This is a genomic window from Coleofasciculus sp. G2-EDA-02, assembly GCF_040226375.1.
GTDB lineage: Bacteria > Cyanobacteriota > Cyanobacteriia > Cyanobacteriales > Coleofasciculaceae > Coleofasciculus.
In genome coordinates this window covers 1-23,304 of sequence record NZ_JAVKEW010000049.1, presented here as the reverse complement: position 1 = coordinate 23,304, position 23,304 = coordinate 1, and the positions used below count along the sequence as shown (strand labels likewise).

Sequence of the window (23,304 nt, the reverse complement as noted above, 5' to 3'; positions counted from 1 at the left end):
CATTGCTTAGAGCGAATTGATTCAGTAGGGGTACGATAATATCGTGCCCTGATATAAGTAGTCGGACATTTATTTTTACGCAGTTCCCTTATCCCCTCATCGCCCCCATTTAAAAATAGCTGCTCCCCAGGTTAATCCTGCACCAAAACCGGAGCTGGCAATAATATCACCGGGTTGAATCTTTTGCGATCGCACGGCTTCATGGAGCATTAAGGGAATCGACGCGGCGGATGTGTTCCCATACTGACTCAGATTACTCAAAACCTTATGGCTGGGAATCTTCAACCGTTGAGCAACTGCATCCAGAATCCGTTGATTGGCTTGGTGCAATAGCAGCCAGTCTACATCCTCTGCGGTAAGATTCGCCTGAAATAGCGCTTTTTCAATCACTTCTGGCACTTTTTGTACGGCAAATCGATAGACTTCTTTACCGTTCATGGTAATGGCTGCGAAATTTCCTTGACCGACTTCGATGTCCTTGACAAGTTGCTGGGTTTGTGGTTTGTAAGCTAACTGTAAGCATTTATTCTGAGTGCCATCACTGCGAATCTGGAATCCTAACAAGCGATCGCGCTCATTTGCCTGCAACACCACAGCCCCCGCGCCATCACCAAATAACACACAGGTGCCGCGATCGGACCAATCCAGCCAGCGCGACAACATATCCGCACCAATTAATAAAATATTTTGATAAACTCCAGTCCGGATAAACTGAGCGGCGGTTACTAAACCAAACACGAAGCCAGAACAAGCCGCCGTAAGGTCAAACGCAACAGCATTAGATGCGCCGAGTAACGCCTGCACTTGACTCGCCGTACCAAATAGATCATCAGGTGTAGACGTTGCCAGAATAATGAGCTGTAACGCTTCAGGCTCAATTCCCGCCATCGCGATCGCCCGCTTCGCCGCTTGGGCTGCTAACCCACTCAAACTGGCTTGAGCGTCAGCTAGACACCGTTGACGAATTCCTGTGCGCGTGGCAATCCACTCATCTGATGTCTCAACTATCTGGCTGAGTTGATGGTTATCCAAAATAACATCGGGTGTCGCCGAACCACTCCCGGTAATCGCAATCCCTGTGCCTAGTTGATTCAAAATGATTCTCCATCAAAGAAACCGCCAATTCACATCCCGCCCCACTATCGCGTCTGCTTGCATTCTCATCGCGATCGCATCAAGCTAACCTGTCGCCTCCTCTGATGGCTCATTGGTCACCTCTAACGCTTCAGTGCCCATCTTCCGGGTTACCGATTGTTTCGCCGCTTTGATCTGAGTAGACTGGATTCGCTCCAGCACCTGATTATCAATCGCTTCTTTTGCCAAGCGAATCGCATTAAAAATTGAGGGCGCTTGAGAACTACCATGGCTAATAATACAGACTCCATCCACTCCCAATAGCAACCCACCACCATGTTCGGCATGATCGATACGCTGCTTAATCCGCTTCAGATTCGGCTTGAGAATCGCCGTCCCCAGTTGACCATGTAAGCCTTGGGGCAATTCCTCCCGCAAAATTTGCAATACGATTTCTCCCACCGCTTCAGCAAACTTGAGTAAGATGTTGCCGACAAAGCCATCACAGACAATCACATCGAACTGACCTGAGAGTACATCTCTCCCTTCAGCATTACCCAGAAAGGCAACTCTGGGATTGTTCTGTAGCAGTTGATGAGTCCGAATGGCTAAATCATTCCCCTTACAGTCTTCTTCCCCGATATTGAGCAACCCGACTTTGGGTTCTGGTATTCCCAGCACATACTGGCTGTATACCGTCCCCATCACCGCAAATTGCTCCAGATATTTGGGACGACAATCTACATTTGCACCCACATCTAGTATAATTACTGGCTTTCCAGCTATGAGGGTGGGGAACATGGCGCCAATCGCTGGGCGATCGATGCCCTTGAGCCGTCCCAAACGCAGTAATGCTGCTGCCATAGCTGCGCCAGAATGCCCCGCCGACACCACAGCTTGTGCCTGCTTGGTTTTGACTAAATCCATCGCCACGTTGATTGACGCCTTGGGTTTGCGTTTTATCGCCACCAAGGGTTCCTCTTCCATGGCAACTACGTCTTCTGCCTGGACTATTTCTAGCTGGCAGGGACTTTTGTGTTCTTTCAGGGACGCTTCAATAGCCTGAGTATCGCCAACCAATATAACCTCTACGCCCAACTCTTCTTGGGCTCGGATAGCTCCAGCCACAATTTCTGAGGGAGCGTGATCCCCTCCCATCGCGTCGATTGCGATCCGTTCGCGAGATGCCATTGCTCAAAGAGATAGAAACCTTAAAGATTTTAACAGAAGCCCTCACCTCTAGGACGTTGATTGAGTAATCCTGTTTTAGCTTATTTGGCGAGAAGCCCCATATTCTAGACCCTACAACGCACTTAAAAGTGCTGATCTCTCAGAAAAATCTCTGAAGAAACCTTTTCATCGGTGCCATCCACTTCGTACAATAAATCACCGTGGAGGAGAAACGGAATGTTACAACGAATTGGTGCTGGATTGATTGCTTCTTCGATAGCCGCGCTATTGGTCAAGATTGTGGGGATGCAGGCTGCTACGTTGGATTTGGATAAGGTGGAAACTGTCCAACCCTTGCCATGGCAAGAAACCTCCTTGTTTACTCTGCCCAAGCCTGACCCTAGCGCCGAAGCGACGATTAATCAATATCTCCAAGACCTAAAAAAACAGGGTTCACTAGCAGACAATCAAGGAATCTGGATACAATCAGGGCTGAATGTTATGGCAGAACATCAGGGTAAAGTTCCCCTCCCTGCTGCTTCATTGACTAAAATTGCTACCACATTGGTGACGTTAAGTCAATGGAAACCTGATCATAAATTTGAGACGCAAGTGGGTGCTACAGGTGCTATCCGTGATGGCGTATTAGAGGGAGATTTGGTAATTAGAGGCAGTGGTGATCCGTTGTTTGTTTGGGAAGAAGCGATCGCCCTAGGAAACAGCCTCAACCAGCTTGGTATTCGCCGCGTCAATGGCAATTTAGTCATTGCTGGCAATTTTCACATGAACTACGAAGAAAATCAGATGCGCTCCGGTGAGTTGCTAAAGACAGGATTGAATGCCAAAACCTGGTCTCGTTCTATTATTACTCACCATGGCAGAATGTCTCCCGGAACCCCGAAGCCTGAGCTGGTGATTAGCGGTCAAATCAAAACGGTGAAAACTCCGCCTGATGACATTAGGATACTATTACGTCACCAATCCCTACCCTTGATGGAAATCCTCAGAGAAATGAATATCTATAGTAACAATGGCATGGCTCAGATTTTAGCCGATGCTGTTGGTGGGGCTGAGGTAGTTGCCAAAGAAGCCGCTAAGTTAGCTAATGTACCTCAAGGGGAAATCCAACTGATCAATGGATCAGGGTTAGGAACAGAAAATAAAATCTCTCCCCGTGCGGCTACTGCGATGCTGATAGCACTAGAAAAAATATTAATACCTCATAACTTAGGTGTTATTGATATATTCCCCCTAGCTGGGCGGGATAAAAACGGGACAATCTATGCTCGCAATCTGCCAGAGGGAACCGCGATGAAAACCGGAACCCTACGCCAGGTGAGTGCTTTAGCGGGGGTGATGCCAACGCGCGATCGCGATCGGGTTTGGTTTGCGATTATTAATGGTGGTAATAATGTCTGGGAATTTCGCCAACAGCAAGACCAATTGTTAGACAAGCTTACCCAAAAATGGGGCAATCAACCCAGTCTCAACCCGAAAAGCTCTCAATCCCGTTCCCAACTTGGCGATCCCAAGCGCAATAAGGTTATTGCCAATTAAGTCAATGGCACTGAAAATTTGCCGTCTTGAAGCGCCAACACCCTTGATATCCCGTAGGGTGGGCATTGCCCACCAGCCCTTAAATCAGCTAGATCATTATTCATCATTCAAATAGCTTTATGTTAACTCATACTCCCACTATTCTCGCCCTCGACTTTGATGGCGTTATCTGTGATGGACTTCTGGAATATTTCCAAACGGCTTGGCGTACCTACTGCAAAATTTGGCAACCTAAAAACACAACACCCCCGCCAGACTTAGCCGAAAAATTTTACCGCTTGCGCCCTGTTATTGAAACAGGGTGGGAAATGCCTGTTTTAGTGAGAGTTTTACTTTTAGGCGTTTCAGAATCCCAAATTTTGCAAGATTGGTCAACTGTTTTGCAGCAATATGTTGACTCGGAAAACTTGCAACCACAGGATTTAGGTCAACAGTTAGATAAAATCCGCGATGAATGGATTACTACTGATTTAGATAGCTGGTTAGCACTGCACCGCTTTTATCCTGGGGTGATTGAGCGCTTACAGCAAATATTAGAAACGCCAACGCAGGTTTTTATTGTAACTACAAAAGAAGGGCGCTTTGCCAAACAGTTATTACAACAACAAGGTATCGAATTATCAGAGGATAGAATTATCGGCAAAGAAATTAAACGTCCCAAACATCAAACACTACGACAACTTATACAAGAATTTACAGATGAATCGGCAAGTCTTTGGTTTGTAGAAGATCGGTTGAATACCCTACTATCAGTGGAACAGCAATCAGACTTGGCTCAGGTGATACTGTATTTAGCGGATTGGGGCTATAATACAGCCGCGCATCGCAACGAAGTCCGCAATCATCCGAGAATTCGGTTATTGTCTCTGTCCGAGTTTGCTCAGGATTTCTCCGCTTGGTCTCAATAGAACAGGTTAAATCTTCCATACTTCATATATCTTAATTAGTTGATTGAAAAAAAGTGATATAATCAAGGATAATTAGTAAAAAAATCAAAATCAATATGGATTTAAAACCATTTTTCAAAAAACTTAATTATAGTATAAATTTTTTACTAGAACATCCTGAAATGCATAGAGTGCCTCATCTAATTCTTTTTCGTTTAGCGTTGTGGGAAATTTACAAAGCATTACATTACCAGCCATTAATCACAATTCATAGCCATAAAAAAATGCGTTTAATCCCAGGTAAACGACGCGGGCTTCATGGCTTAATATTTATTTTCAGAGAACAATATGAACCTGTGGTGTTTAATGCCATTCGTAAATATTGTTCTTCCGGAATGGCTTGCTATGATATTGGAGCCAATATAGGAGTTTGGAGCCTTAAACTGTCAGAATTAGTCGGTGAAGAGGGTCGAGTATATGCTTTTGAACCCGTTTCAAGAAATATTAAGCTCTTGAAAGAAAATATTTATTTTTCAGGTTTAAATAATGTTGAAATACTTCCTGTAGGTTTAGGAAGCAAACAGAGTAATTGTAAAATATATGTCCCAACTGATTCGGGTAGAGCAGCTCTTGCACCAGAATCTATTAATGATCAATCTGAAGATATTGAAATTAAGTGCTTAGATGATATTTGGGAATCTCAAGGTTTTCCAAATATAGGTTTTTGCAAGATAGATGTTGAAGGTTCTGAACCTTTAGTACTGAAAGGAGGCTCAAGATTTTTTCAGGAGGTTCGTCCTATTGTTTGTTGTGAAATTAATCCCTTTAAGCTAAAGAAAATGGGTCAAAAACAAGAAGATATATTCGAGACGTTTCAATCATGGAACTACATTTATTTGATGTGGAACAATATCAAAAAAAACTTTATTCAATTTCAAAACATTGCTGATATACAAAATCAAAAAGGATATGAAGATATAGTCTTTATACCAAATGAAAAAATTAGCAATTTTAAATAACTTAACAATTTAAGCCAACATCGGGAATTTTACTATAACTATTTGACTTGAAGGATTACCTTGATATTGTCAATTTGAGAAGGGTAAATTAATCGCACTTATACAATACTCAGGCAAGTACCTCTTCATAAATTTCAATTATTTTTTGTCCTTTGCGTCCCCATTCAAACTCTCTGGCTCTGTCAATGGCTTTGGCTGACATACTTTTACGCAACTCTTCATTTTCGACAAGGATTTCTATTTTATTTGTTAATTCCTGCGTTAGATATTCTCTAGAAATTGGTTCAATTTTAAATCCCGCTTCCTCTGTTACATATTCACTTATACCACCAGTGTTTGCAATAATACAGGGTAGTCCGCAAGCCATCGCTTCCAATACTACTGTTCCACCAGATTCTCTGATAGAGGGAAAGCAAAAAAGATCAGCTTGTCGATAATAATTAAGGGTTTCTTTTTGAGGTATTTTACCAACAAATTGAATCATATTACTTAGTTTAAGAACCTGCACTCTTTTTTCTAAATTACTTCGTTCTTGTCCATCACCCACGATAGTTAATTGAATTCTATTTTTAATGGTTTCGTTCAATCTACTAATTGAGTCAATGAGAATATCAGGACATTTAAAAGCTATCAATCTCCCCACAAAAAGTAACTTGACTTTTTCCGGTTTTTTTTGGTTTGAAGAATTAATGAAAAAATCATTTGACACTCCATTTTCTACAAGTAAACACATTTTATTTTCTTTGAATTTAAAAAAAGATTGTAATTTATTTAAGGTATAGCTGGAAGCCACCAAGATTTTATCTGCTTGCTGATAAGTTTCTAGGTAGCCAGGAATGATAAATTTAGCTAGATCTTGTAAAAAGCTTAAATTCAAATATTTCTTCATGGCTATTTCCTCAAACCATTCTGGAAATGGAACACCCCCATTGACTGGTCCTAGAATAAAAGGTGTATGCTTACAGGCTTTTACTATTTTAACGGGATACCTGGTATTCATAGGAGTAATTGAATGGGCTATATCATAATCTCCTCGAATAATTGGGATTTTAAATTTTTGGTAAACTTGATGACTAAAATCTGCATGATAAGGATAATTTAGAGCAGTGCCTAAAGCTCTTCTTATCGCTTCATTTTTTAGTTTTGATAAAATGGTTTTATTGACAAAATTAAAATACGTTTTGGCATGATAACTTGCTGATATGTAAACAACATTGTTATTATACCCATGACGTTCTAGACCTTTTTTAACAAAATCTCTAGTAACTAAAGTTACTTCTACATGTTTATTTATTTCTTGAAATAATTTAAATCCTGTCAAGGGATCAGAACTCGCATTAGGATTACATTGTTCTATGATTAACAAAACTTTTAAGCGTTTTTTATTCATCTCTTATCTCCTGAACACAAATAGCTACACACAAATGAAGTCCCTCGACCTGGAAGCCTAGTCACGCTGTGATCTCCAGGCGAGGGATACGCTTAATTTTTAGTCAATTCTTCAGTAGCTTCATTCCCATCAAAACCTTATCCTTAAGTGTCTTTTGCGACACACAGGTAATCAAACAAAGTTTACCGCAGTCCAATGTCTGCTGACGAATCTCTTTTGCTTTTTCTCCATACCAGATTTCTTTAGCACTCTGGTGTTTAACATTACCAATGACCGGATAATCATTACAGAGTTTCACATTCCCATCTGTTTCAATCCAGAAATTGCGAAGCCCAACTCGACAGGGGCGAACGGATTCAGGAGCCTTTTCTTCACGGAAGTGAGGTAAGAAAAGCCGCAGAACATCATCACCCGTCATAATCGGCGCACCGTTTTGCTTCATTTCAATCAGGCGCTCAATTACCTGAGCAAAGTCTTCATAGTCTTCAGTTTTGAGCCACAGTTCATTATAGGTTTCTGGTGTCCAAAGATTGACGGGCTGGAAATTAACAGCCGTAGCGCCAATCTGTTGCGCCCATTCTACCAGTTCGGGCATTAAACGGAAATTGAGGCGATTAAGTGTCGGTTTGACAACAATTGGAAAACTTATGCCTTGTTTTTCCTGTTCCTGACGTAGATACTTAATGCCGTTAGAAAGCTTAGTAAATAAACCAGGTTGACCCCGCAGGTAATCATGGAGTTCTGCATTGGGTGCATCCACTGACATATTTACATTAAAGGGACGCGCTGCTACAGTTTTGGCAGCGTTTTCCTGGGTCATGCATGAGCCATTTGTGGTCACACCGCAGTGAATACCATTGCTATTGGCAAACGCCAGTATGTCGAGAAATCCTTTTTTAATATAAGGTTCGCCGCCACTAAAGTTGATGGAATACTCGCCCACAAAGTCTTTTATGCTGAGGAGGGCGCGTTTCCAATCCTCTACCGTCATTTCGTCCTTATATTTCGGGAGTCGCCAATACTCACACTGGCGACATTTAACATTACAACGTTCATTGATAATCCCGTAGAACGTAACCGGCTTTGTCCAATCTAATCCGGTTTGAATCCGCAGGGATTCGGCTACGGCATTTTCAGCATGTTTTACACCAAGTTTGGAAAGGGTTGCAACATCCATAGTGTACCTCGTCAGTATTATTGATTAACAAACTTTATGCCAACGGCATCAATTTATTTTTTATTTAAATCTCCTTATTCATGGGAAACAGCTTTCAGATTATTCGCTACACAACTTTGAGCTAAATTAAGTCGCAGTTATCTAGCTTTTTCTATCTGGATTCCACAATACTCTCATGAATATTAACTGGATTGTGTTGACTCTAGGATGACTATCGCGATAAATGCAAGTTTTTTTTATATAACTTAATATTTACCGCGTGAAGTTTATCCTAAATGAAGTTGATAATTGTCAAATTGGATACACTAATTAACTAAAGAGTCGGTATTTGGCTGGTTTAAGCAATAGTTTGAATTATTATTACCGAAAATACTAAATAAAAATAAAATAATGATACTTATTCTGCCGGGATGACTATAATTGTATGCTCGATCTCACGAAACTCGCGAAACAAATCCCTGGAATTAGCCAGCACCTGAAAGGGGAGGCGCTGGCAAGTCGCCAACGCTGGGAACTGGCGCAAAAGCTGCTGCTGGAGACTAATCGCCGACAGGATGAGCTGATTCAATCCCACCAGCAATGGCGCGATCGCATAACCTTTACGGCGGCTGTTCCCGTCGAACCCCTGGATACTCGCCTTGATCTGGATTCCCCTCCCGAAAGCCATACGGTTTTTGCCACCGATGGGTCTCAAATGTCTCCCTCCCATCACGAAATCGCCTATTGTTATTTAATTAACGTCGGTCGGGTGATGTTGCACTATGGACAAAGTTTACACCCGCTCTTGGATAGCCTACCCGAAGTCTTTTACCGACCGGAAGATTTATATATATCCCGCCAATGGGGGATTCGTACCGAAGAATGGATGGGGTATCGTCGCACTGTGTCTGAGGTATCGGTATTGGCAGAAATGGCGTGTCGCTGGGTCAACCCGCCCGGTTCTCACTTTGATATTCCTAATCTGGCGATGGTGGATGGATCACTGATTTACTGGTTTCTGGAATCCTTACCCACAGAAGCGCGCGATCGCATCCTTCCCCCGATTCTAGCGGCTTGGGATCAGTTGCGATCTGTGAATGTACCGCTGATGGGCTATTTGAGTGCATCTCGCAGCAACGAAGCCCTGCATTTTCTCCGGTTACAAGCCTGTGCTTATGACACCCCCAACTGTATCAACCATTGCGCCTCTGTTACTGATAAATTGCCTTGTCAGGTTGTTGAACCCTTACGTGATACGATGCTCTGGTCGAGTTTACTTGAACCCGGACAACGTAGTCCTTTATTTCGCAGTTCGGTGCGAATTTTGGATCTATACGATCATCACCGGATTTATTTCTGCTATGTTCACGTTGGTACAGAAATTGCCCGCATCGAAGTCCCAGAATGGGTAGCACAGGATACTATGTTATTCAATCAATCTCTAAGTTTAATGTTGGCACAAGTTTACAAAGGCTACGGCTATCCCATTGCTATAGCAGAAGCCCATAATCAGGCTGTGGTTCGAGGAGGCGATCGCGCCCGCTTTTTTAGCTTATTAGAACAGCAGATGATTCGCGCTGGGTTAAGAAATGTGGGAATATCCTACAAAGAAGCCCGCAAGCGTGGCAGTATTTCCTAAGAATGAAGGGATAGAATTTGTGTAGGGGCGGGTTTCACTATTATCCTTTATTGCCTTACCCAGATGCAACTAAACCCGCCCCGATCAAGTGTTAAGATCGGGCATAATTTTACAAATGACCAATAACCAATAACAACTAAAGGAACTATCAAACTATGGTTAGCTTAGTCCGAATGCTGTCTACCCAAGATACAATTCTTAAACAAGAACCCATTCAATCCAGTTTACTGCCCAGCTATAAACTTCAGCCGATTCCTGCTAGCACGCTATTAGTCCTACAATCCTACACTCCCCCAGATATAACCCGACATATTCGGATCAGTTTCCAGGATATTGGCTTTCAGGGCAGAAGTTTAAACTGGTATGCGTTTATTGACCATGTTCAAATCACCAAAGAACCCCTGAGACCAACAGAAACGGTGGCACAGATGCTCTCAAAGCAAATAGAAAAAGATGTTGTCAAAATGATGGTTTACCGAAAAACATTGCCACCTCAAGGGGGGTTGATCAAAATTGTTTTTAACGTGGATACCGTAGTTAAGCGTGCCCCGGTTCAATCTATGTATCTAAGTCCAAATGCCCTGCAACCGATTCCCGCCGGGACTGAACTGGTGCTATTAACCAATAAACCTGATGCCTATAATATGGTATCGTTGCCAATCGAAGATTCTCACATAAAATTTACCCTCAAGGATGTTGAATTTAAAGGCTTTAGTCAAGATTGGTATGCTTTTATTAAACACGTTGGTTTGCAATTAGTGGGCTAATAATATAGAGGATAATTTCTTTAAAATTAGTTATGATCAACAAAAGTTACATTGTTTGTGTCAATACTATAGTTATATACCAGAGAATTTTTTGAAGCTCTATGGAGAACTTAGAAGTGATGTCAAAAAAATTCTCAAACTTTAAAGGATTAGAAACACTCTAAATCAGAGTATTGTCAACTTTTTGGGGGAATTATTGCCACCATTTACACGATCCGATAGGACTCAGATACTGCTCGGTTAAGAAAAATTGTAGGTTGGGTAGAGCGCAAGCGTTACCCAACAAATCCAGTAAAACGTTGGGTTGAGGTAACGAAACCCAACCTACCTGCCCTTCTGCTCAAGGCTTATCCGAGCAGTATTGCGATAGGATTCAGATACTGTTTGTCTCAATTATATAGCAACCGCCATAGCGGTTAAGACACATCATTTAATAGAGACGTTCCGCCGAAACGTCTCTACAACAGTTCTTATTCAGCAACCCCTAAATAATGACTTTGGCAATCATTAAAACCCCCTGATCTGATCGCAGATAGGGAACAGAGGCGCTCTTGAAACCGGTAATAAATGGCTTGTGATGCAACTGCCAATAGCTAGGACTCATATCATGGGCGATGGATTTTAAAGCCCTAAGTTCTTCCACTAGTTCTGTGGCGAGTTCATTAATCCGATTGGCATGATCATAAGCCTGTTGAGTGGCTATCTCAACCTCGTCAGCTAACGTCAAGGGTTGCTTGGGTTTGACGAAAGGCTGTAGCTGTTGATGTTTTTGCTCTAACTGCGCCTGCAACGCCGCGATCGCATTATCAATTCCTTGAACTTCGGCACAAACCTCTGCGGCTACCCTAGCTTGATGGCGATAAGCCGCCGCGATCGCTTTGGGTGAATTATTCTCCGGTTGAACCTCCTGATTGGTTAGGGAATCCCGTTCGCGACGTAGTGCCTCGATTTGGGTGCGAATTGCCTCAATTTCTGCTTGTATCTGATCCATCCTGATTCCACGTTGTCTTATAAAGATACTTTTTTCGTTTGTAGGGGCGGGTTTAGGGACTTTCGTTTCGCTATTAGATGATAACGTTTGTTCAAAACCCGCCCTTTCCCAAGGTAGTGGCGTGGCACAGCTAAAATTGTGGGATAGATTTGCCGATTGAATCGGGCGCACGTCGGTGCGCCCCTACGGTTTGGAGGATGTAACTCTAATCCATCAAATTATGTGTTAGGTGTGTCACGCCTAACGTCCCAAATCCTTGCTTAGCAAGGATTTGGGACTTCGTCTGAGGTAATGCCAGCATTCTGAAGTCCGGAAGAACCCATTTTATCAAGCCGCGATCGCGTTGAACTTTGCCTTAACTGACTCTAAGCCAAATGCCATGGTTTTCCCGTCGCTGCAAGTAATTCTTTTTGATTCCAAGACATGACACAAGCCGGATTAGACGCATCGGGTTGGCATAAATAAATCTCGTGTCCCGGATATCCGATAACCTGCAAACCACTCGAACGTAACATCGCCTCAATCCCCGCATGATTAGGAATCCACCAATTCGTAGGATCACCAGCAAAGTGATGTTCAATAAACGCCATTTTGGGCCACCCTAGTTGATTTAAAGCCTCGCGATCATTAATTTGGCGATCGCCTGTATCCTGGAAAATATCTTCACCGGGTAAGCTGAGGGTTTGGAATACTAACAAGCGTTTAACCTTCTGTGCCACAATATCTAAGGCAAGTAAGGGATAGCGTAGGTGATAGAAAACCCCCATAAACAAAACCAGATCAAAGGTTTCCTCGATGTGAGCTAAGTCATAAACTTGCATGGGTTTAAACTCAACCCGATCCGCTAAGTCAAATTGCTTAAGCGCCCATTGAGCTTGTGCCAGATAATGGACATCATGGTCAATACCGGTTACTATTGCACCACGACGGGCAAGTTCAAAACTATAGAATCCAGCATTACAGCCAATATCCAAAACCCGCCAGCCGTCTAAATTTTCCGGTAGGTGGGGAGCAAGTTGCTGCCATTTAAACGAAGGAAAATCACCCAGGAAATGATTGGGTGCTGTTTGAGTGCCATTGGGGAGATGGAGGTTGTGGAACCAAGGAGCGAGTTGTGCGATCGCGTCTGGCAAATTTTCCGATTTAGGGGGCTTTATCATCCAATACTAGGCTATCTTCATAACTGATAACCCTATCAAACCTATCTAGAGTTCTGTCATCTGCCATCAGTCAGAGAAATCTGAAGATTTGGTCATCTCGCCGCCATAATATACTGTTCTAATTCTAAGGCGCGATGAGCAGCCGTATGTTCTGCTAGGACGCGCTTACGGGCGCGAGAACCAATCGCACGACGTTCTGAGTCAGGTATTTCCCGCAAATAGTCGAGAACGTCTTCTGGAGAGGAAGCCACCAGGATTTCCTTGTCAATCTCAAAAATCGTCTCCAATCCTTGCCAATAATCGCTGATAATCGGCGTTCCACAAGCCGCCGCTTCAAACAGACGCACACTGGGGGAATATCCCGCCCGCACCATATCCGCTCTGGTAATATTCAACGTAAACTGCTGGGCATTATAAAAGCGTTGATGTTCAGCCGGTGGGATATGTTCAATGCGCTCCACATTACTCGACCACTGAATGGTATCGGGATATTGAGGACCTGCAACCACAAAGCGCCCTTCTCCCCACTGACGGGCGGGTTCTAAGAGTAAGCGTTCCAAGGGCGGTTGTCGATCATCACTGTAAGTACCCATATACCCCAGATTCCAGGTTTGATCACATTCGTGTGGATAATACAAGCTTGGGTCAACTGAACAATAGAGTGCTTTTGCCTTATGCGCCCCGTACTCCTGTTCCAGACGCTGTAGGGTTGAACCCCCTGTGAAGGATAAGTATAGGTTGTATTCAGGAATTAAGTCAGGTGAGAGATATTCTGTATCTCCCCGTTCCAACTTGGCGAGGGTAACAGGCGTATCGATATCGTAGAATCCTGTAACCCCCCGTGCTGTTGCGGTTACCCATTCCCCTACGGCGACACCTTCTGGTACATAAGACCCCACCATGACAAAATCAGCATCTTGTACTGTCTGGGTAAAGCTATCTTTGAGTTCGTCAAGATTGGCATAAAGTTTAGTTTGACCATGAGGCGGATTGGGAAGGTCGCGGTTAGTTGCATACCACGGTACATCCCGCTCTAAAAATAGAACATCGTGACCTCCTGTGACCAGTTCGCGCACCAGTCCCCGGTAGGTTGTTGCGTGTCCGTTTCCCCATGAGGAGGTAATGGATAATCCTAGGATGACGATTTTCATTGATTATTTAATTGGTTTGTCCGCTATACAGGTTCACTTGATTTTAAAAAGGCTATATACTAGATTTAAACTATATTACTCTAAATTGAGCGGCAATATAGGCTAAAAGTGTGGGTAAACAGTCAAGCGAATGAATTATTTTTTTAACCAAAACAAGCTCTAGAAAATTATATAAACAATGGATACTTTGAGAGTTGAGTATTTAATCTATATCAAGAAACAAGGTGCTTTTTGTGAAAGTGTTGAAGCCTTAAGGAATTTGTTAAAAGCTAATTCTGAATTTAGTGTAGAAAACAATAAAATTAAATATAAAATAATTGTTTATTATGACATTCAAGTCAGGGAATTAAAAAACGAAAGATTTTTACATTTGAGGTTTAATTATAATTGGGCAAATAAACTTGAAGATCATTTAAATGATTACAGTCAATTCCTCAAAAGTATTAGAACACTAATTTATGCTTTGCCTATACAACTTAATTGTAATTGCCTGTGGGATGATATTTCGGCTTACTATTCGCTCCAAGCCTATCCCCTGATCCATGAGATAGAAAATCTTATGCGAAAGTTGCTGACTAAATTTATGATTACCAATGTAGGAGTTAATTGGGAAAAGGAAACTTTACCCAAAGAGATAAAATCAGTGATTGAAACTACTAAAGCTAGAGCTAGGAAAGAATTGAATAATTTTTTATATGAAGTTGATTTCATTCATTTATCGGATTTTTTGTTTAAACCTTATCATAATCAACCTATTGACGAACTTTACAATAAAATTAAAAAAGCTAAACGCCCTGAAGATTTAAGTATTGATGAACTAAACAATTTTATTCCTAAATCAAATTGGCAAAGATATTTTTCAGACTTAGTTGAGTATGAAGATAGTCAGTTACAAAAGAAATGGGAAGAGCTTTATCAATTAAGATGTAAAGTCGCGCACAATAATACAATTACAAGAGATGAATTTAGTAAAATTGAATCTCTTGTTAGTGAATTAAAGGAAAAACTACAAACTGCCGTTGATAAACTTGATAAAATTGAGATATCAGAAGAGGAAAAAGAAACAATTGCAGAAAATGTCACTGTTAACAATAAAGTTCTGGAAGCACGAATTATTAACACCTTAAAGGTTGCTGGATCTGAAGCCGTGAAAGAATTAAGAGGAAACAACATGTATTTAAATTTAGCGCTTGCTGTTATTCAGGGCTGGCAATCAGAAGAGAATACACCACCAGACAAATCTTGAAACGCGATGAGTGCTATTGGGAACAGAATTTTACGGTACTTTCTTAACCGTTGTGGAAAAGTGCCACGTAATTATTTGAAGTTGTTAATGAGCTAATCAGTTATCTAACTCTAGGGAAAGCGACTTCATCAACTCTGGTCTTTTCTCGTAAAATTCAATTGCTAGTTTACCTATAGATTTTGTGCTAAACCAATCGAAACCAAATCCTGTAGGCTTCGCTTATGTACCTCAACCCAACCGATAAGTCATCTGAACCTAGAAAAACTTCAAAGCATTAGAAACTTATAGCAATACAACCGGAATATGTGATCGAAAATTTTCAAAATCTTTATCAGTAGTGAAAAGACTGTAGCCACGATGATGAGCGACTGCACAGATGAGAAAATCAGTATTTGAACCTTGAATACCATGACGGCGACAGGTGTTGAAAAATTCTGCGGCTAGTTCATAGTCTTTCGTGGTTATCTCCAAGTCTGGAAAAGCACGAAGATAGTCTCGTAATTTAACAAACTGTTCCGTGTAGCGAATTCCAGAAAGCACTTCTTGACGAATTGCTCCCAGTAAAACGACTCGTCCATCTGCAATCAACTCTCGCAGCACATTAATGATAGAAGTCCTATCGTCTGGTGTGTTGCGCCGCAATGCAAGTGACCAAACGGAGGTGTCAACAATAACGTTCATCTTATTTGTCTTTGTTGCTTATAATCATAATTTTCTTCATAATCTATAGTTCCAAATAACTCCAAAAGTTTCAGTTGTTTGCGGCGTTGAATATATTCACGTAAAGCTGCTTCAATCACCAAATCTGCTGTTGAATGATCGCACAAAGCAAGAGCTTCTTTAAGAAGGTTTTCGTCAACTTTAAAGTTAGTTATCATTTATTTTTATCGTGCAATTTAACTATGACAACATATTTAATTATAAGGCATAGGGCAGAGAAAGCCAGACTATATCCTAACCTACATCTACTCTCTTGTACTTAAGATCAATGTTGCTGACTTAAGGCTGGTGGGCATTGCCCACCCTACCGTATACAAGGAGTTTCAGCGATCCAAAAATGCAAATTTTCAGTACCTGGGTTTGCCCTTGAATGATTTGTTTTGTAGCTAAAGCTTATCAAGAATTAGTTTTTCGGGAATCAAAGCCGGAAAATAGGATGGCTTCTAGTTGTTCAGCCCGATGTGCGTAAGTGTGTTCAGCCAAAACCCGCTGACGAGCCGCATCACCAATTTTTATAGCTTTCTCTGGTGTCAGTTGGCGCAAAATTTCAGCAACTTCATCACCATTTTCAGCAACAAGAATTTCCCGCTCCGGTTCCAGAAATAGCTCTATCCCTTTCCAGAAATCGGTAATAATACAAGCCCCCGCCCCCGCTGCTTCAAACACCCGCGTTGCTGGAGAAAATCCATATCGTGCCATGCTTTCACGACTGATATTTAAAACGGCTTTGGCTGTACAGTTAAAGGCATTATGGTCACGAGTATAAATATGTCCCAGATAATTAACATTGACTGGCATTTCTTTACTCCCCCAACCATTACCGCCTAAGATGAATTTATAGTCGGGTAGTTGAGCGGCTGCACGAAAGAAAAATTCCTCAACACGAGTCTCTCGGTCTGGCATTCGGTTCCCTAAGAAACCTAGGTCACCAGTAAATCGAGAGTCAGGAGAAACGGGGTAGTGAGTGGTGGCATCAAGGGCATTGTAAATGGGGATACATTCACGCGCTCCCAAGGCTTTATAAGCGTTGACAACGGGTTCGCCGCCACCGTAGGTGAGGATGAGGTCATAGTTGGGAATTAGAGGGCGGAAAGGGTCAGCAGAGTTGTTTTGCACCCGGTCAAGGGTGGCTGGTGCATCCACATCCCAGAATGCGACGAGGGCGTCCGGTTTTTTGATGTCTAAAACAGCCGCTTCTAACTGTTCGTCAAAGACGCCAATCCCACTGGCTTTGACTATTAAGTCGGCGCTGCTGGCATCTTCAAGGGCGCTGTTTACCCCCTGATTACCGTTTGCTGAGTATACTATAACTTTCGCCCAATCTGGGTCAGGTATATCGCGGTGCTTTTGGCGCTCATAAGCGTCTGGTTCGTAGAAGGTAATCTGATGTCCGCGCTTGTGTAAGGCTCGGATAATACCGCGATAGTAGGTGGCTGCACCGTTCCAGTAAGCGGATACTAAGCTGGAGCCGAAAAAGGCGATGTTAATCTTTTTTGTCATCTTATGATTGAACCTTTACTACGGGAGGCAGAGCCTCAAGAGGAGCATTCCTAGGCTCTGCCTAGGAACGAGGCTAACGAGGCTATATGGAATGCAGTGTGGTGTAAATGTACAGGAGTTCATCCACGCGATGAGCGCATGTATGTCGCTCTAGGATGGTACGGCGTCCGTTTTGGGCAAGGTTTTGTGCTATGTCTGGGTTGTGAAGTACGTCTTTTAAGTGTTGCTGCATTTCCTCACCCGTGTGAGCGATGAGAAAATCTTGTCCGGGTGTAAATAAACCCTCTACATCATCCCAAGGTGCTGAAATCAGGGGAATCCCACAGGCGAGGGCTTCAAAGACGCGAATGGTGGGAATACCAGGGAGGATTTGGGTATAGAAGCGTCGGGGAACGTGTATGGTAACGCGAAAACGAGCAAAGACTTGCGGAACTTCGTAGTTGGGCAACCATCCCCCATAATCAATTCCTGCGGCTTTGAGGGATGCGATCGCGTCTTTAGGATAGCGTACTCCATGTACCTTTGCTTTTATCCCTAACGCCTTGATGGGTTCAATCAGAAACTCGTATAACTCAGCCGTTCGTTCTTCATCTCCCCAATTCCCAATCCAGACTAAATCGCCGACTGATTCAACCCCTGTAATTGGGTGGAAAATACGAGTATCGGCGGCTTCGTGCCATGTCCAAGCCTGTTTTGTCCAGCCCTCGGTTAAATAAATGTCGCGGATAATACTGCCAAATGCTAGGACTCCATCATAATTAGAAAGATTATAGGCTGCCATACTCGTGCGATCGCTCACCGACCGATGATGAGTATCGTGAAATAACAGCCGATAGCCACCCACCTTATCTCGATGTTCACCAATCCTAGCCACGCACTCTTGGTTATTCCATTCGTGGACAATGACTAAATCTGCACCATCCAGTACCTTATCCAAGTCAAGGGCTTCCTGGTGATAACGGATACTCTCTAAACCCGGATAAATGGTTTTGAATTGGGCAATGGGTGCATCCCCATGTTCGGCTAAGAGATTTTGTAGACTCCAAGCATCATGGGGTTCATAAACACTAACCTGATGACCGCGCGATCGCAACTCGCTCACAATTCCGCGTAAAAAGTGAGCATTCCCGTGATTCCAGTCAGATAACAGGGAATGATAGAACATAACAATGTGTAAGGGGTTTTGCGTCATTTTTAGTCAATCAAGAAAGGCTTGATAGGTGTTTAAATAGCTATTTGCCATGCGCTCAGGCGTGAATGTCAGGGCGCGATCGCGTGCTAAACTGGCAAGTTGACGGCGTTTGGCTGAATCTGTAATTAAACCCTCAATCGCATCTTTCAGGGCGTCTCGATTATCCGGTGGTACAAATACAGCCACATTCTGCCAAATTTCCCGCAAACTGGGAATATCTCCCAATACCAGCGCACATCTTGACAGCGCTGCTTCGAGCACCGATAACCCAAAGGGTTCATATCGTGCAGGTAATACATAAATTGAAGCACGAGCATACCAAAACGCCATTTCCTCAGCAGACAGACGCCCTAACCAACATACAGTCTTTTGACCCATAGCCCCCCTTTCAAAGGGGGGTTGGGGGGATTCTTGCAGAGCCCCCCTTTTTAAGCGGAATTTTTGGAATCTATCCCTCTTCTCCATAGCCCCCCTTTCATTCATAGCCCCCCTTTCATTCATAGCCCCCCTTTCAAAGGGGGGTTGGGGGGATTCTGGATGCTGCTGTTCCCCAGCAATACAAACACACCAAGATAAATCAGGCGCAATATCCTCTAATACTCCTACATTCTTCGCCTCATCCCACAAACGCCCCGCCGTGAGAATAAAGTCTTGTTTTTGGGCTACATAAAACTGATCGGGATTACAACCATTCGGCACAACTTTTCCATCCGCCAATGTACCATAATGCTGCTCAAGCGCCGCCAGCATTGCCGCAGATGGCGCAATCACTTTATCTGCTGATTGTAAACCTTGCCGGACTTGCTTACGGTATTTCTCCCAGCTAGCAGGTGCCGCTTCTCCTTTTACCGCTTCCCACCACGACAAAACACAGGAATGTCCCACAACTAAAACAGGTATCCTCCAAGGTAATGCACCATGGGCATAGCCATTCAGATGCACCACATCCGGCTTCATTTGTTCCACCAATTGCAGCAACCATTCCCCGGCTTGTTGCACATCATCCCACGGATTATCCATCCACTCCAGCTTAAAATCACTCTGGAATACTGTCACATTAGAAATAGCATCTACGGCGGTGCGTTGCTGTGGGGTTAGCGGTGCGCCCATGGTACAGAGGGCGATTTCTATCTCATATTTTCTTAAAGCCGCCGCCAATTCTAACGCATAAGTCCAGACACCACCGATAGTGTCAGCCGTCATCAAAATGCGTTTTGGTATTGTTAATTTTTGATTACCATGAATCATGAATTATGACAGCTAAAGCGTCGATATAGTAACCTTCATTGTTTGTAGTAAGCGCTTTAGCGCTTATGGCACTAAAGTGCCTACTACGAACCTCATTTCTTAGAACTCAGCGGCTCAAATTCCAACTCAGATAAAGGCAGCGGCTGTTGTTCCTGAATATCGCTAAACTCGGCATAAACATTCAGGTAATATTCATTCGCCCTTTCCCAGGCTTTTTCATCGGGGATACCCCATTTTTTAGTATAGTCAGGGGAACCTGGATAGGGAAACAGCGGCACCGGTTTATTTGCCCAAACCCCTGCTTGCTGTAAATGCTGACGCCAAGCGGCTATAGCTTCTAAATCATCAACTTTGCTATCTAACAAATTCCCTTGAACGAATGGAATATGTTTCTTAGCAAAAATCAATAACTCGGTCAGTTCATCGGTAGACAACTTACACTGTTTATCAAGCAGTTCTCGTCCGGCGGGCGAAATACTCTCAACACCCGCTTCTAAGGAAACGCAACCCGCACGCCCCAATAATTCCAACAGAGGTGGTGTCCACAGGTCAATTCTGGTCTGTACACCAAACTTGACATTTCGCTCAACTAATGCTTTAAGTAAAGTGCGATTGGGTAAGAAAATCTCATCAATAAAGTAGACGTATTCCACACCTTGAGCAATTAAACCATCCAATTCTTCTAAAATTATCTCTAGAGGGCGCTTACGATAGCGATCGCGGAAATTGTCTTTAGCGCAGAATGAACAGTGAAAAGGACAGCCGCGTGAGGTTTCCATTTCCGCACCAAAACCAATGGGGGGGGCGTCAAAACGGTGGTGATGGTGATGATGCTTCTGGATGGTATCCTTAGACCAGTGTAAGGCTGGCAATCTATTCATATCGGTGGCATTGAGACTGCCTTGGATGCGGGGTTTATCACCATCCCAGTAGCAAATCGAGGATACCGTCTGCCAGTCTTGACTTAATTGAGGCAGAATATCCTCGCATTCTCCCAAAACAACACCATCCACCCCTAACTTTTTCAAGGTGGCTGTGGGAGTTGTGGAGGCGTGAGGTCCAACAGCAACCAGGATACCGCCGCAGTCTTTTAAGTTTAAGGCAGTTTCTTGAGGAACGCGCAGTTCCGGTGGCGCACAACGCCAGAACAGATAACTCGGCGCTGTTGTGATTACAGTAAAGTCGGGCTGAAACTCTGCCACCTGTTGCTGGATAGCTTGACGGGAAAGATTATCTAACTGCCCGTCTACAATAATAACCTGATGACCCTCTTGCTCCAGTAGAACTTTGGCATAGCCGTATTCTAATGGCAGGTGAGGTTCCCGACAGCCGAAGTACGTGCTGGCGGTAAATGTCCAGTTGGGGTTAACCAGTGCATATTTCATAAGTCGCAGTTTCTCCGTTTAACGCACAGCAGCTAATGGCTCTCGTTGTAGCAGCCAGTGATATAATTTTTCGACGCCTTGGCGAATACTGACTTGGGGCTTCCAACCGGTTGCCGCTTGAAACATCCTGACATCAGAGACATAATAGCGTTGGTCTCCTGAACGCCACTGGTCAAACAGCACCCTGGGCTTTTGACCATGAACCTTGCCAATGAGTTCAATAAATTCCAGTAAGCTGGTGGTATTTTCTGAACCCCCACCGATATTAAAGGCTTGACCGGTCAGGGTATCGATATTGGCTTGCGCTAGCAAAAAGGCATCAATTAAGTCTTCCACAAATAGCACGTCGCGTACCTGAAGCCCATCCCCATACAACGTCACAGACTGGTTTTTGAGAGCGCGAATCAAAAAGTGAGCCACCCATCCTTGATCTTCGCAGCCGCACTGATGGGGTCCATAAATACAGCTCATGCGAAAGACAACAGCAGGTAGTCCGAAGGTGCGAGCATAGTCAATAATGTATTGGTCGGCGGTTCCTTTCGAGCAACCGTAGGGACTGTAGAAGCTCAGGGGACGCTTTTCATTAATGCCATTTAAGCGGATTAAGCTATCTGTGGGTTCATAGCGGGTACAATTTCGGCGTAGGTGAATGTCCTCTAAGCCCCCGTAGACTTTGTTTGTGGAGGTAAAGACGATCGGGGGGGGGCTGGGGAGCGATCGCATCTCTTCGAGCAGGTTCAGTGTGCCTAGGGCATTGACCTGAAAGTCTTGGAGGGGGTTTTTTAGACTCGTTGTTACTGCCACTTGTCCGGCTAAATGGAACACCATCCGGGCATTTTGCAGCACCCGCCGTAACAACCAGCGATCGCGTACATCGCCGATTTCAATGTTTACCTTGTCCCCGTGCTGTTGGTACAACCAGCGCAAATTATTCTCCACACCGGGTCGTGATAGATTATCGAGTAGGACAACAGGTTGACCCGCACTGAGTAACCGATGTGCCAGATTTGTGCCAATAAACCCAGCCCCGCCCGTGATTAAAACCGAAGACTGTCGGATGGGGAATTCGGGATGTTGCTGGGTTTCCCTGGCTTTAAGCTGCCCCATATCTTGCACAGACTCCAATCCACCTGTCGCCCACAAACGGTAAAGCAGTTTTGGTGTATGATCTTGGCGCACCAGTCCCATGTGGTAGTGTCGCTCATCCACATGAAACCCTTCTTGGGAGGGGAGATCCGAGTGCAGGTCATAAAGAGAGTACCAGTACAGGCGATCCACAGGGGCGGCGAGCGCTTGAAGAAATGCCCGCAGTTGCTCGTATTCGTCATGTCTCCAGGTAGAAAATCCTGTTTCCGTAATCCACAATTGCGGCTCTAAATCGTATTGATTCAGAACGTGCAGGCAGTTCTGAACATTCACTGACCATTCTTGAGAGTCGAATTCCCAAGTGCCAGGAAAGCAGTGAAGACCAATGGCATCAAAAGACGATAATACACCGCGATCGCACATCAAGCGCAGCCAGTTTGGGTCAATAGGAGCCATCCCCGCCAGCACCGTTTTTTTTCCCCGATGCTGCGCCCAATACGCCGCCATCTGCATCATGTCGCAGAAGATTCCCCATTCCGGATCGAGCCGCCAGTCCCAATCATTAATATTGTTCGGCTCATTCCACAACTCCACCCACTCAAAATACTTCCCGAAGCGGGTAATCATCACATCAATAAAATCGGCGTAATCCTTGGGGTTTCGAGGCGGAGCCGAGGTTTTGGCAACGATTCCCAGAGACGGAGGCGTGTAGTGAAAACAGGGCAGAACTTCTACCTCCCGTGCCAGTCGAGGTAGCAGCCAACTATACCATTCTTCTCCTTGGGTAGTATGCCAATCTGCCCAAGATACCCCCGTCCGCAGATGTTTGACCGAGAACTAGGGATACAAGCCTCGTCCTTTTAGGACGACTTTTTATTTTCTCTTAGTCTTGTATTGTAATAAATAATGTGTTAATCTATAAAAGTAGTCTAGCACAGGCGAAAGTCGTGAGTATCGCCAATCGAT

The 23,304-nt window shown here is 43.8% G+C and carries 20 protein-coding genes; 6 read left to right on the top strand and 14 right to left on the bottom strand.

The genetic code is table 11. From position 1 onward, the window contains the following. Positions 1-96 precede the first annotated feature (96 nt). Both RLO19_RS04830 and plsX read right to left on the bottom strand, forming a co-directional pair. A complete protein-coding gene (locus tag RLO19_RS04830; RefSeq protein WP_446354328.1) occupies positions 97-1,095 on the bottom strand; it encodes a beta-ketoacyl-ACP synthase 3 in 999 nt (332 codons plus the stop codon). Positions 1,096-1,179: 84 nt separating this feature from the next. After that, complete coding sequence (plsX, locus tag RLO19_RS04825) at positions 1,180-2,265, bottom strand: phosphate acyltransferase PlsX (RefSeq protein ID WP_446354326.1); 1,086 nt, start codon at positions 2,263-2,265, stop codon at positions 1,180-1,182. Between the two features lie 216 nt (positions 2,266-2,481). On the opposite strand from plsX, the gene RLO19_RS04820 reads away from it, so the two are divergent. The 3 genes from RLO19_RS04820 (at position 2,482) to RLO19_RS04810 (ending at position 5,707) form a co-directional block, all read left to right on the top strand. After that, the gene (locus tag RLO19_RS04820; RefSeq protein ID WP_446354324.1) at positions 2,482-3,801 is read left to right on the top strand and encodes a D-alanyl-D-alanine carboxypeptidase; all 1,320 of its coding nucleotides are present in this window, start codon (positions 2,482-2,484) and stop codon (positions 3,799-3,801) included. Between the two features lie 119 nt (positions 3,802-3,920). Continuing rightward, positions 3,921-4,709 carry an HAD family hydrolase gene (locus RLO19_RS04815; RefSeq protein WP_446354322.1) on the top strand — a complete coding sequence of 263 codons (789 nt, stop codon included), beginning with the start codon at positions 3,921-3,923 and terminating at the stop codon, positions 4,707-4,709. 95 nt (positions 4,710-4,804) lie between these two features. Further along, entirely contained in the window at positions 4,805-5,707 is a 903-nt protein-coding gene (locus RLO19_RS04810; RefSeq protein WP_446354320.1) for an FkbM family methyltransferase, read from the top strand. 109 nt (positions 5,708-5,816) lie between these two features. Here RLO19_RS04810 and RLO19_RS04805 read toward each other — a convergent pair whose 3' ends face one another. Together RLO19_RS04805 and RLO19_RS04800 are read right to left on the bottom strand one after the other, a co-directional pair. After that, positions 5,817-7,097, bottom strand: coding sequence for a glycosyltransferase family 4 protein (locus RLO19_RS04805; RefSeq protein ID WP_446354318.1), 1,281 nt, complete (start codon positions 7,095-7,097; stop codon positions 5,817-5,819). 103 nt (positions 7,098-7,200) lie between these two features. After that, positions 7,201-8,274, bottom strand: a complete 1,074-nt coding sequence (locus RLO19_RS04800; RefSeq protein ID WP_446354316.1) for a radical SAM/SPASM domain-containing protein — start codon at positions 8,272-8,274, stop codon at positions 7,201-7,203. A gap of 424 nt (positions 8,275-8,698) precedes the next feature. On the opposite strand from RLO19_RS04800, the gene RLO19_RS04795 reads away from it, so the two are divergent. Further along, positions 8,699-9,892 carry a DNA double-strand break repair nuclease NurA gene (locus RLO19_RS04795; RefSeq protein ID WP_446354314.1) on the top strand — a complete coding sequence of 398 codons (1,194 nt, stop codon included), beginning with the start codon at positions 8,699-8,701 and terminating at the stop codon, positions 9,890-9,892. Positions 9,893-10,047: 155 nt separating this feature from the next. After that, the gene (locus RLO19_RS04790) at positions 10,048-10,659 is read left to right on the top strand and encodes a hypothetical protein (protein WP_446354312.1); all 612 of its coding nucleotides are present in this window, start codon (positions 10,048-10,050) and stop codon (positions 10,657-10,659) included. 484 nt (positions 10,660-11,143) lie between these two features. Here the strand turns inward: RLO19_RS04790 and RLO19_RS04785 are convergent, their stop codons facing one another. The 3 genes from RLO19_RS04785 to RLO19_RS04775 all read right to left on the bottom strand — a co-directional run bounded on the left by RLO19_RS04785 (position 11,144) and on the right by RLO19_RS04775 (position 13,961). After that, positions 11,144-11,650 (bottom strand): hypothetical protein, encoded by a 507-nt coding sequence (locus tag RLO19_RS04785; protein ID WP_446354310.1) that lies wholly within the window; start codon positions 11,648-11,650, stop codon positions 11,144-11,146. Between the two features lie 365 nt (positions 11,651-12,015). After that, a complete protein-coding gene (locus RLO19_RS04780; RefSeq protein ID WP_446354308.1) occupies positions 12,016-12,810 on the bottom strand; it encodes a TIGR04290 family methyltransferase in 795 nt (264 codons plus the stop codon). A gap of 92 nt (positions 12,811-12,902) precedes the next feature. Then, positions 12,903-13,961, bottom strand: coding sequence for a CgeB family protein (locus RLO19_RS04775; protein WP_446354306.1), 1,059 nt, complete (start codon positions 13,959-13,961; stop codon positions 12,903-12,905). A 178-nt stretch (positions 13,962-14,139) separates the two neighbouring features. Between RLO19_RS04775 and RLO19_RS04770 the strand changes: the two genes are divergently transcribed. Continuing rightward, the gene (locus tag RLO19_RS04770; RefSeq protein ID WP_446354305.1) at positions 14,140-15,207 is read left to right on the top strand and encodes a hypothetical protein; all 1,068 of its coding nucleotides are present in this window, start codon (positions 14,140-14,142) and stop codon (positions 15,205-15,207) included. A 282-nt stretch (positions 15,208-15,489) separates the two neighbouring features. On the opposite strand, the gene vapC is transcribed toward RLO19_RS04770, so the two are convergent. The 7 genes from vapC to RLO19_RS04735 form a co-directional block, all read right to left on the bottom strand. After that, positions 15,490-15,888 carry a type II toxin-antitoxin system VapC family toxin gene (gene vapC / locus RLO19_RS04765; protein WP_446354303.1) on the bottom strand — a complete coding sequence of 133 codons (399 nt, stop codon included), beginning with the start codon at positions 15,886-15,888 and terminating at the stop codon, positions 15,490-15,492. Further along, positions 15,885-16,085, bottom strand: a complete 201-nt coding sequence (locus RLO19_RS04760) for a type II toxin-antitoxin system VapB family antitoxin (RefSeq protein ID WP_446354302.1) — start codon at positions 16,083-16,085, stop codon at positions 15,885-15,887. Before RLO19_RS04760 ends, vapC begins: the two co-directional genes overlap by 4 nt. Before the next feature lie 238 nt (positions 16,086-16,323). Beyond that, a complete protein-coding gene (locus RLO19_RS04755) occupies positions 16,324-17,427 on the bottom strand; it encodes a CgeB family protein (protein ID WP_446354301.1) in 1,104 nt (367 codons plus the stop codon). Positions 17,428-17,509: 82 nt separating this feature from the next. After that, a complete protein-coding gene (locus RLO19_RS04750) occupies positions 17,510-18,619 on the bottom strand; it encodes a CgeB family protein (protein WP_446354299.1) in 1,110 nt (369 codons plus the stop codon). 6 nt (positions 18,620-18,625) lie between these two features. Then, complete coding sequence (locus tag RLO19_RS04745) at positions 18,626-19,822, bottom strand: glycosyltransferase family 4 protein (protein ID WP_446354298.1); 1,197 nt, start codon at positions 19,820-19,822, stop codon at positions 18,626-18,628. Between the two features lie 137 nt (positions 19,823-19,959). Then, entirely contained in the window at positions 19,960-21,252 is a 1,293-nt protein-coding gene (locus RLO19_RS04740; RefSeq protein ID WP_446354296.1) for a TIGR04295 family B12-binding domain-containing radical SAM protein, read from the bottom strand. An 18-nt stretch (positions 21,253-21,270) separates the two neighbouring features. Further along, a complete protein-coding gene (locus tag RLO19_RS04735; protein ID WP_446354295.1) occupies positions 21,271-22,965 on the bottom strand; it encodes a GDP-mannose 4,6-dehydratase in 1,695 nt (564 codons plus the stop codon). Positions 22,966-23,304 lie beyond the last annotated feature (339 nt).

Excerpts from the sequence above, each read along its gene's own strand:
- plsX (WP_446354326.1), bottom strand. The coding sequence starts at position 2,265 with ATGGCATCTCGCGAACGGATCGCAATCGACGCGATGGGAGGGGATCAC.
- RLO19_RS04820 (WP_446354324.1), top strand. The coding sequence starts at position 2,482 with ATGTTACAACGAATTGGTGCTGGATTGATTGCTTCTTCGATAGCCGCG.
- RLO19_RS04815 (WP_446354322.1), top strand. The coding sequence starts at position 3,921 with ATGTTAACTCATACTCCCACTATTCTCGCCCTCGACTTTGATGGCGTT.
- RLO19_RS04810 (WP_446354320.1), top strand. The coding sequence starts at position 4,805 with ATGGATTTAAAACCATTTTTCAAAAAACTTAATTATAGTATAAATTTT.
- RLO19_RS04805 (WP_446354318.1), bottom strand. The coding sequence starts at position 7,097 with ATGAATAAAAAACGCTTAAAAGTTTTGTTAATCATAGAACAATGTAAT.
- RLO19_RS04800 (WP_446354316.1), bottom strand. The coding sequence starts at position 8,274 with ATGGATGTTGCAACCCTTTCCAAACTTGGTGTAAAACATGCTGAAAAT.
- RLO19_RS04795 (WP_446354314.1), top strand. The coding sequence starts at position 8,699 with ATGCTCGATCTCACGAAACTCGCGAAACAAATCCCTGGAATTAGCCAG.
- RLO19_RS04790 (WP_446354312.1), top strand. The coding sequence starts at position 10,048 with ATGGTTAGCTTAGTCCGAATGCTGTCTACCCAAGATACAATTCTTAAA.
- RLO19_RS04785 (WP_446354310.1), bottom strand. The coding sequence starts at position 11,650 with ATGGATCAGATACAAGCAGAAATTGAGGCAATTCGCACCCAAATCGAG.
- RLO19_RS04780 (WP_446354308.1), bottom strand. The coding sequence starts at position 12,810 with ATGATAAAGCCCCCTAAATCGGAAAATTTGCCAGACGCGATCGCACAA.
- RLO19_RS04775 (WP_446354306.1), bottom strand. The coding sequence starts at position 13,961 with ATGAAAATCGTCATCCTAGGATTATCCATTACCTCCTCATGGGGAAAC.
- RLO19_RS04770 (WP_446354305.1), top strand. The coding sequence starts at position 14,140 with ATGGATACTTTGAGAGTTGAGTATTTAATCTATATCAAGAAACAAGGT.
- vapC (WP_446354303.1), bottom strand. The coding sequence starts at position 15,888 with ATGAACGTTATTGTTGACACCTCCGTTTGGTCACTTGCATTGCGGCGC.
- RLO19_RS04760 (WP_446354302.1), bottom strand. The coding sequence starts at position 16,085 with ATGATAACTAACTTTAAAGTTGACGAAAACCTTCTTAAAGAAGCTCTT.
- RLO19_RS04755 (WP_446354301.1), bottom strand. The coding sequence starts at position 17,427 with ATGACAAAAAAGATTAACATCGCCTTTTTCGGCTCCAGCTTAGTATCC.
- RLO19_RS04750 (WP_446354299.1), bottom strand. The coding sequence starts at position 18,619 with ATGACGCAAAACCCCTTACACATTGTTATGTTCTATCATTCCCTGTTA.
- RLO19_RS04745 (WP_446354298.1), bottom strand. The coding sequence starts at position 19,822 with ATGACGGCTGACACTATCGGTGGTGTCTGGACTTATGCGTTAGAATTG.
- RLO19_RS04740 (WP_446354296.1), bottom strand. The coding sequence starts at position 21,252 with ATGAAATATGCACTGGTTAACCCCAACTGGACATTTACCGCCAGCACG.
- RLO19_RS04735 (WP_446354295.1), bottom strand. The coding sequence starts at position 22,965 with ATGATTACCCGCTTCGGGAAGTATTTTGAGTGGGTGGAGTTGTGGAAT.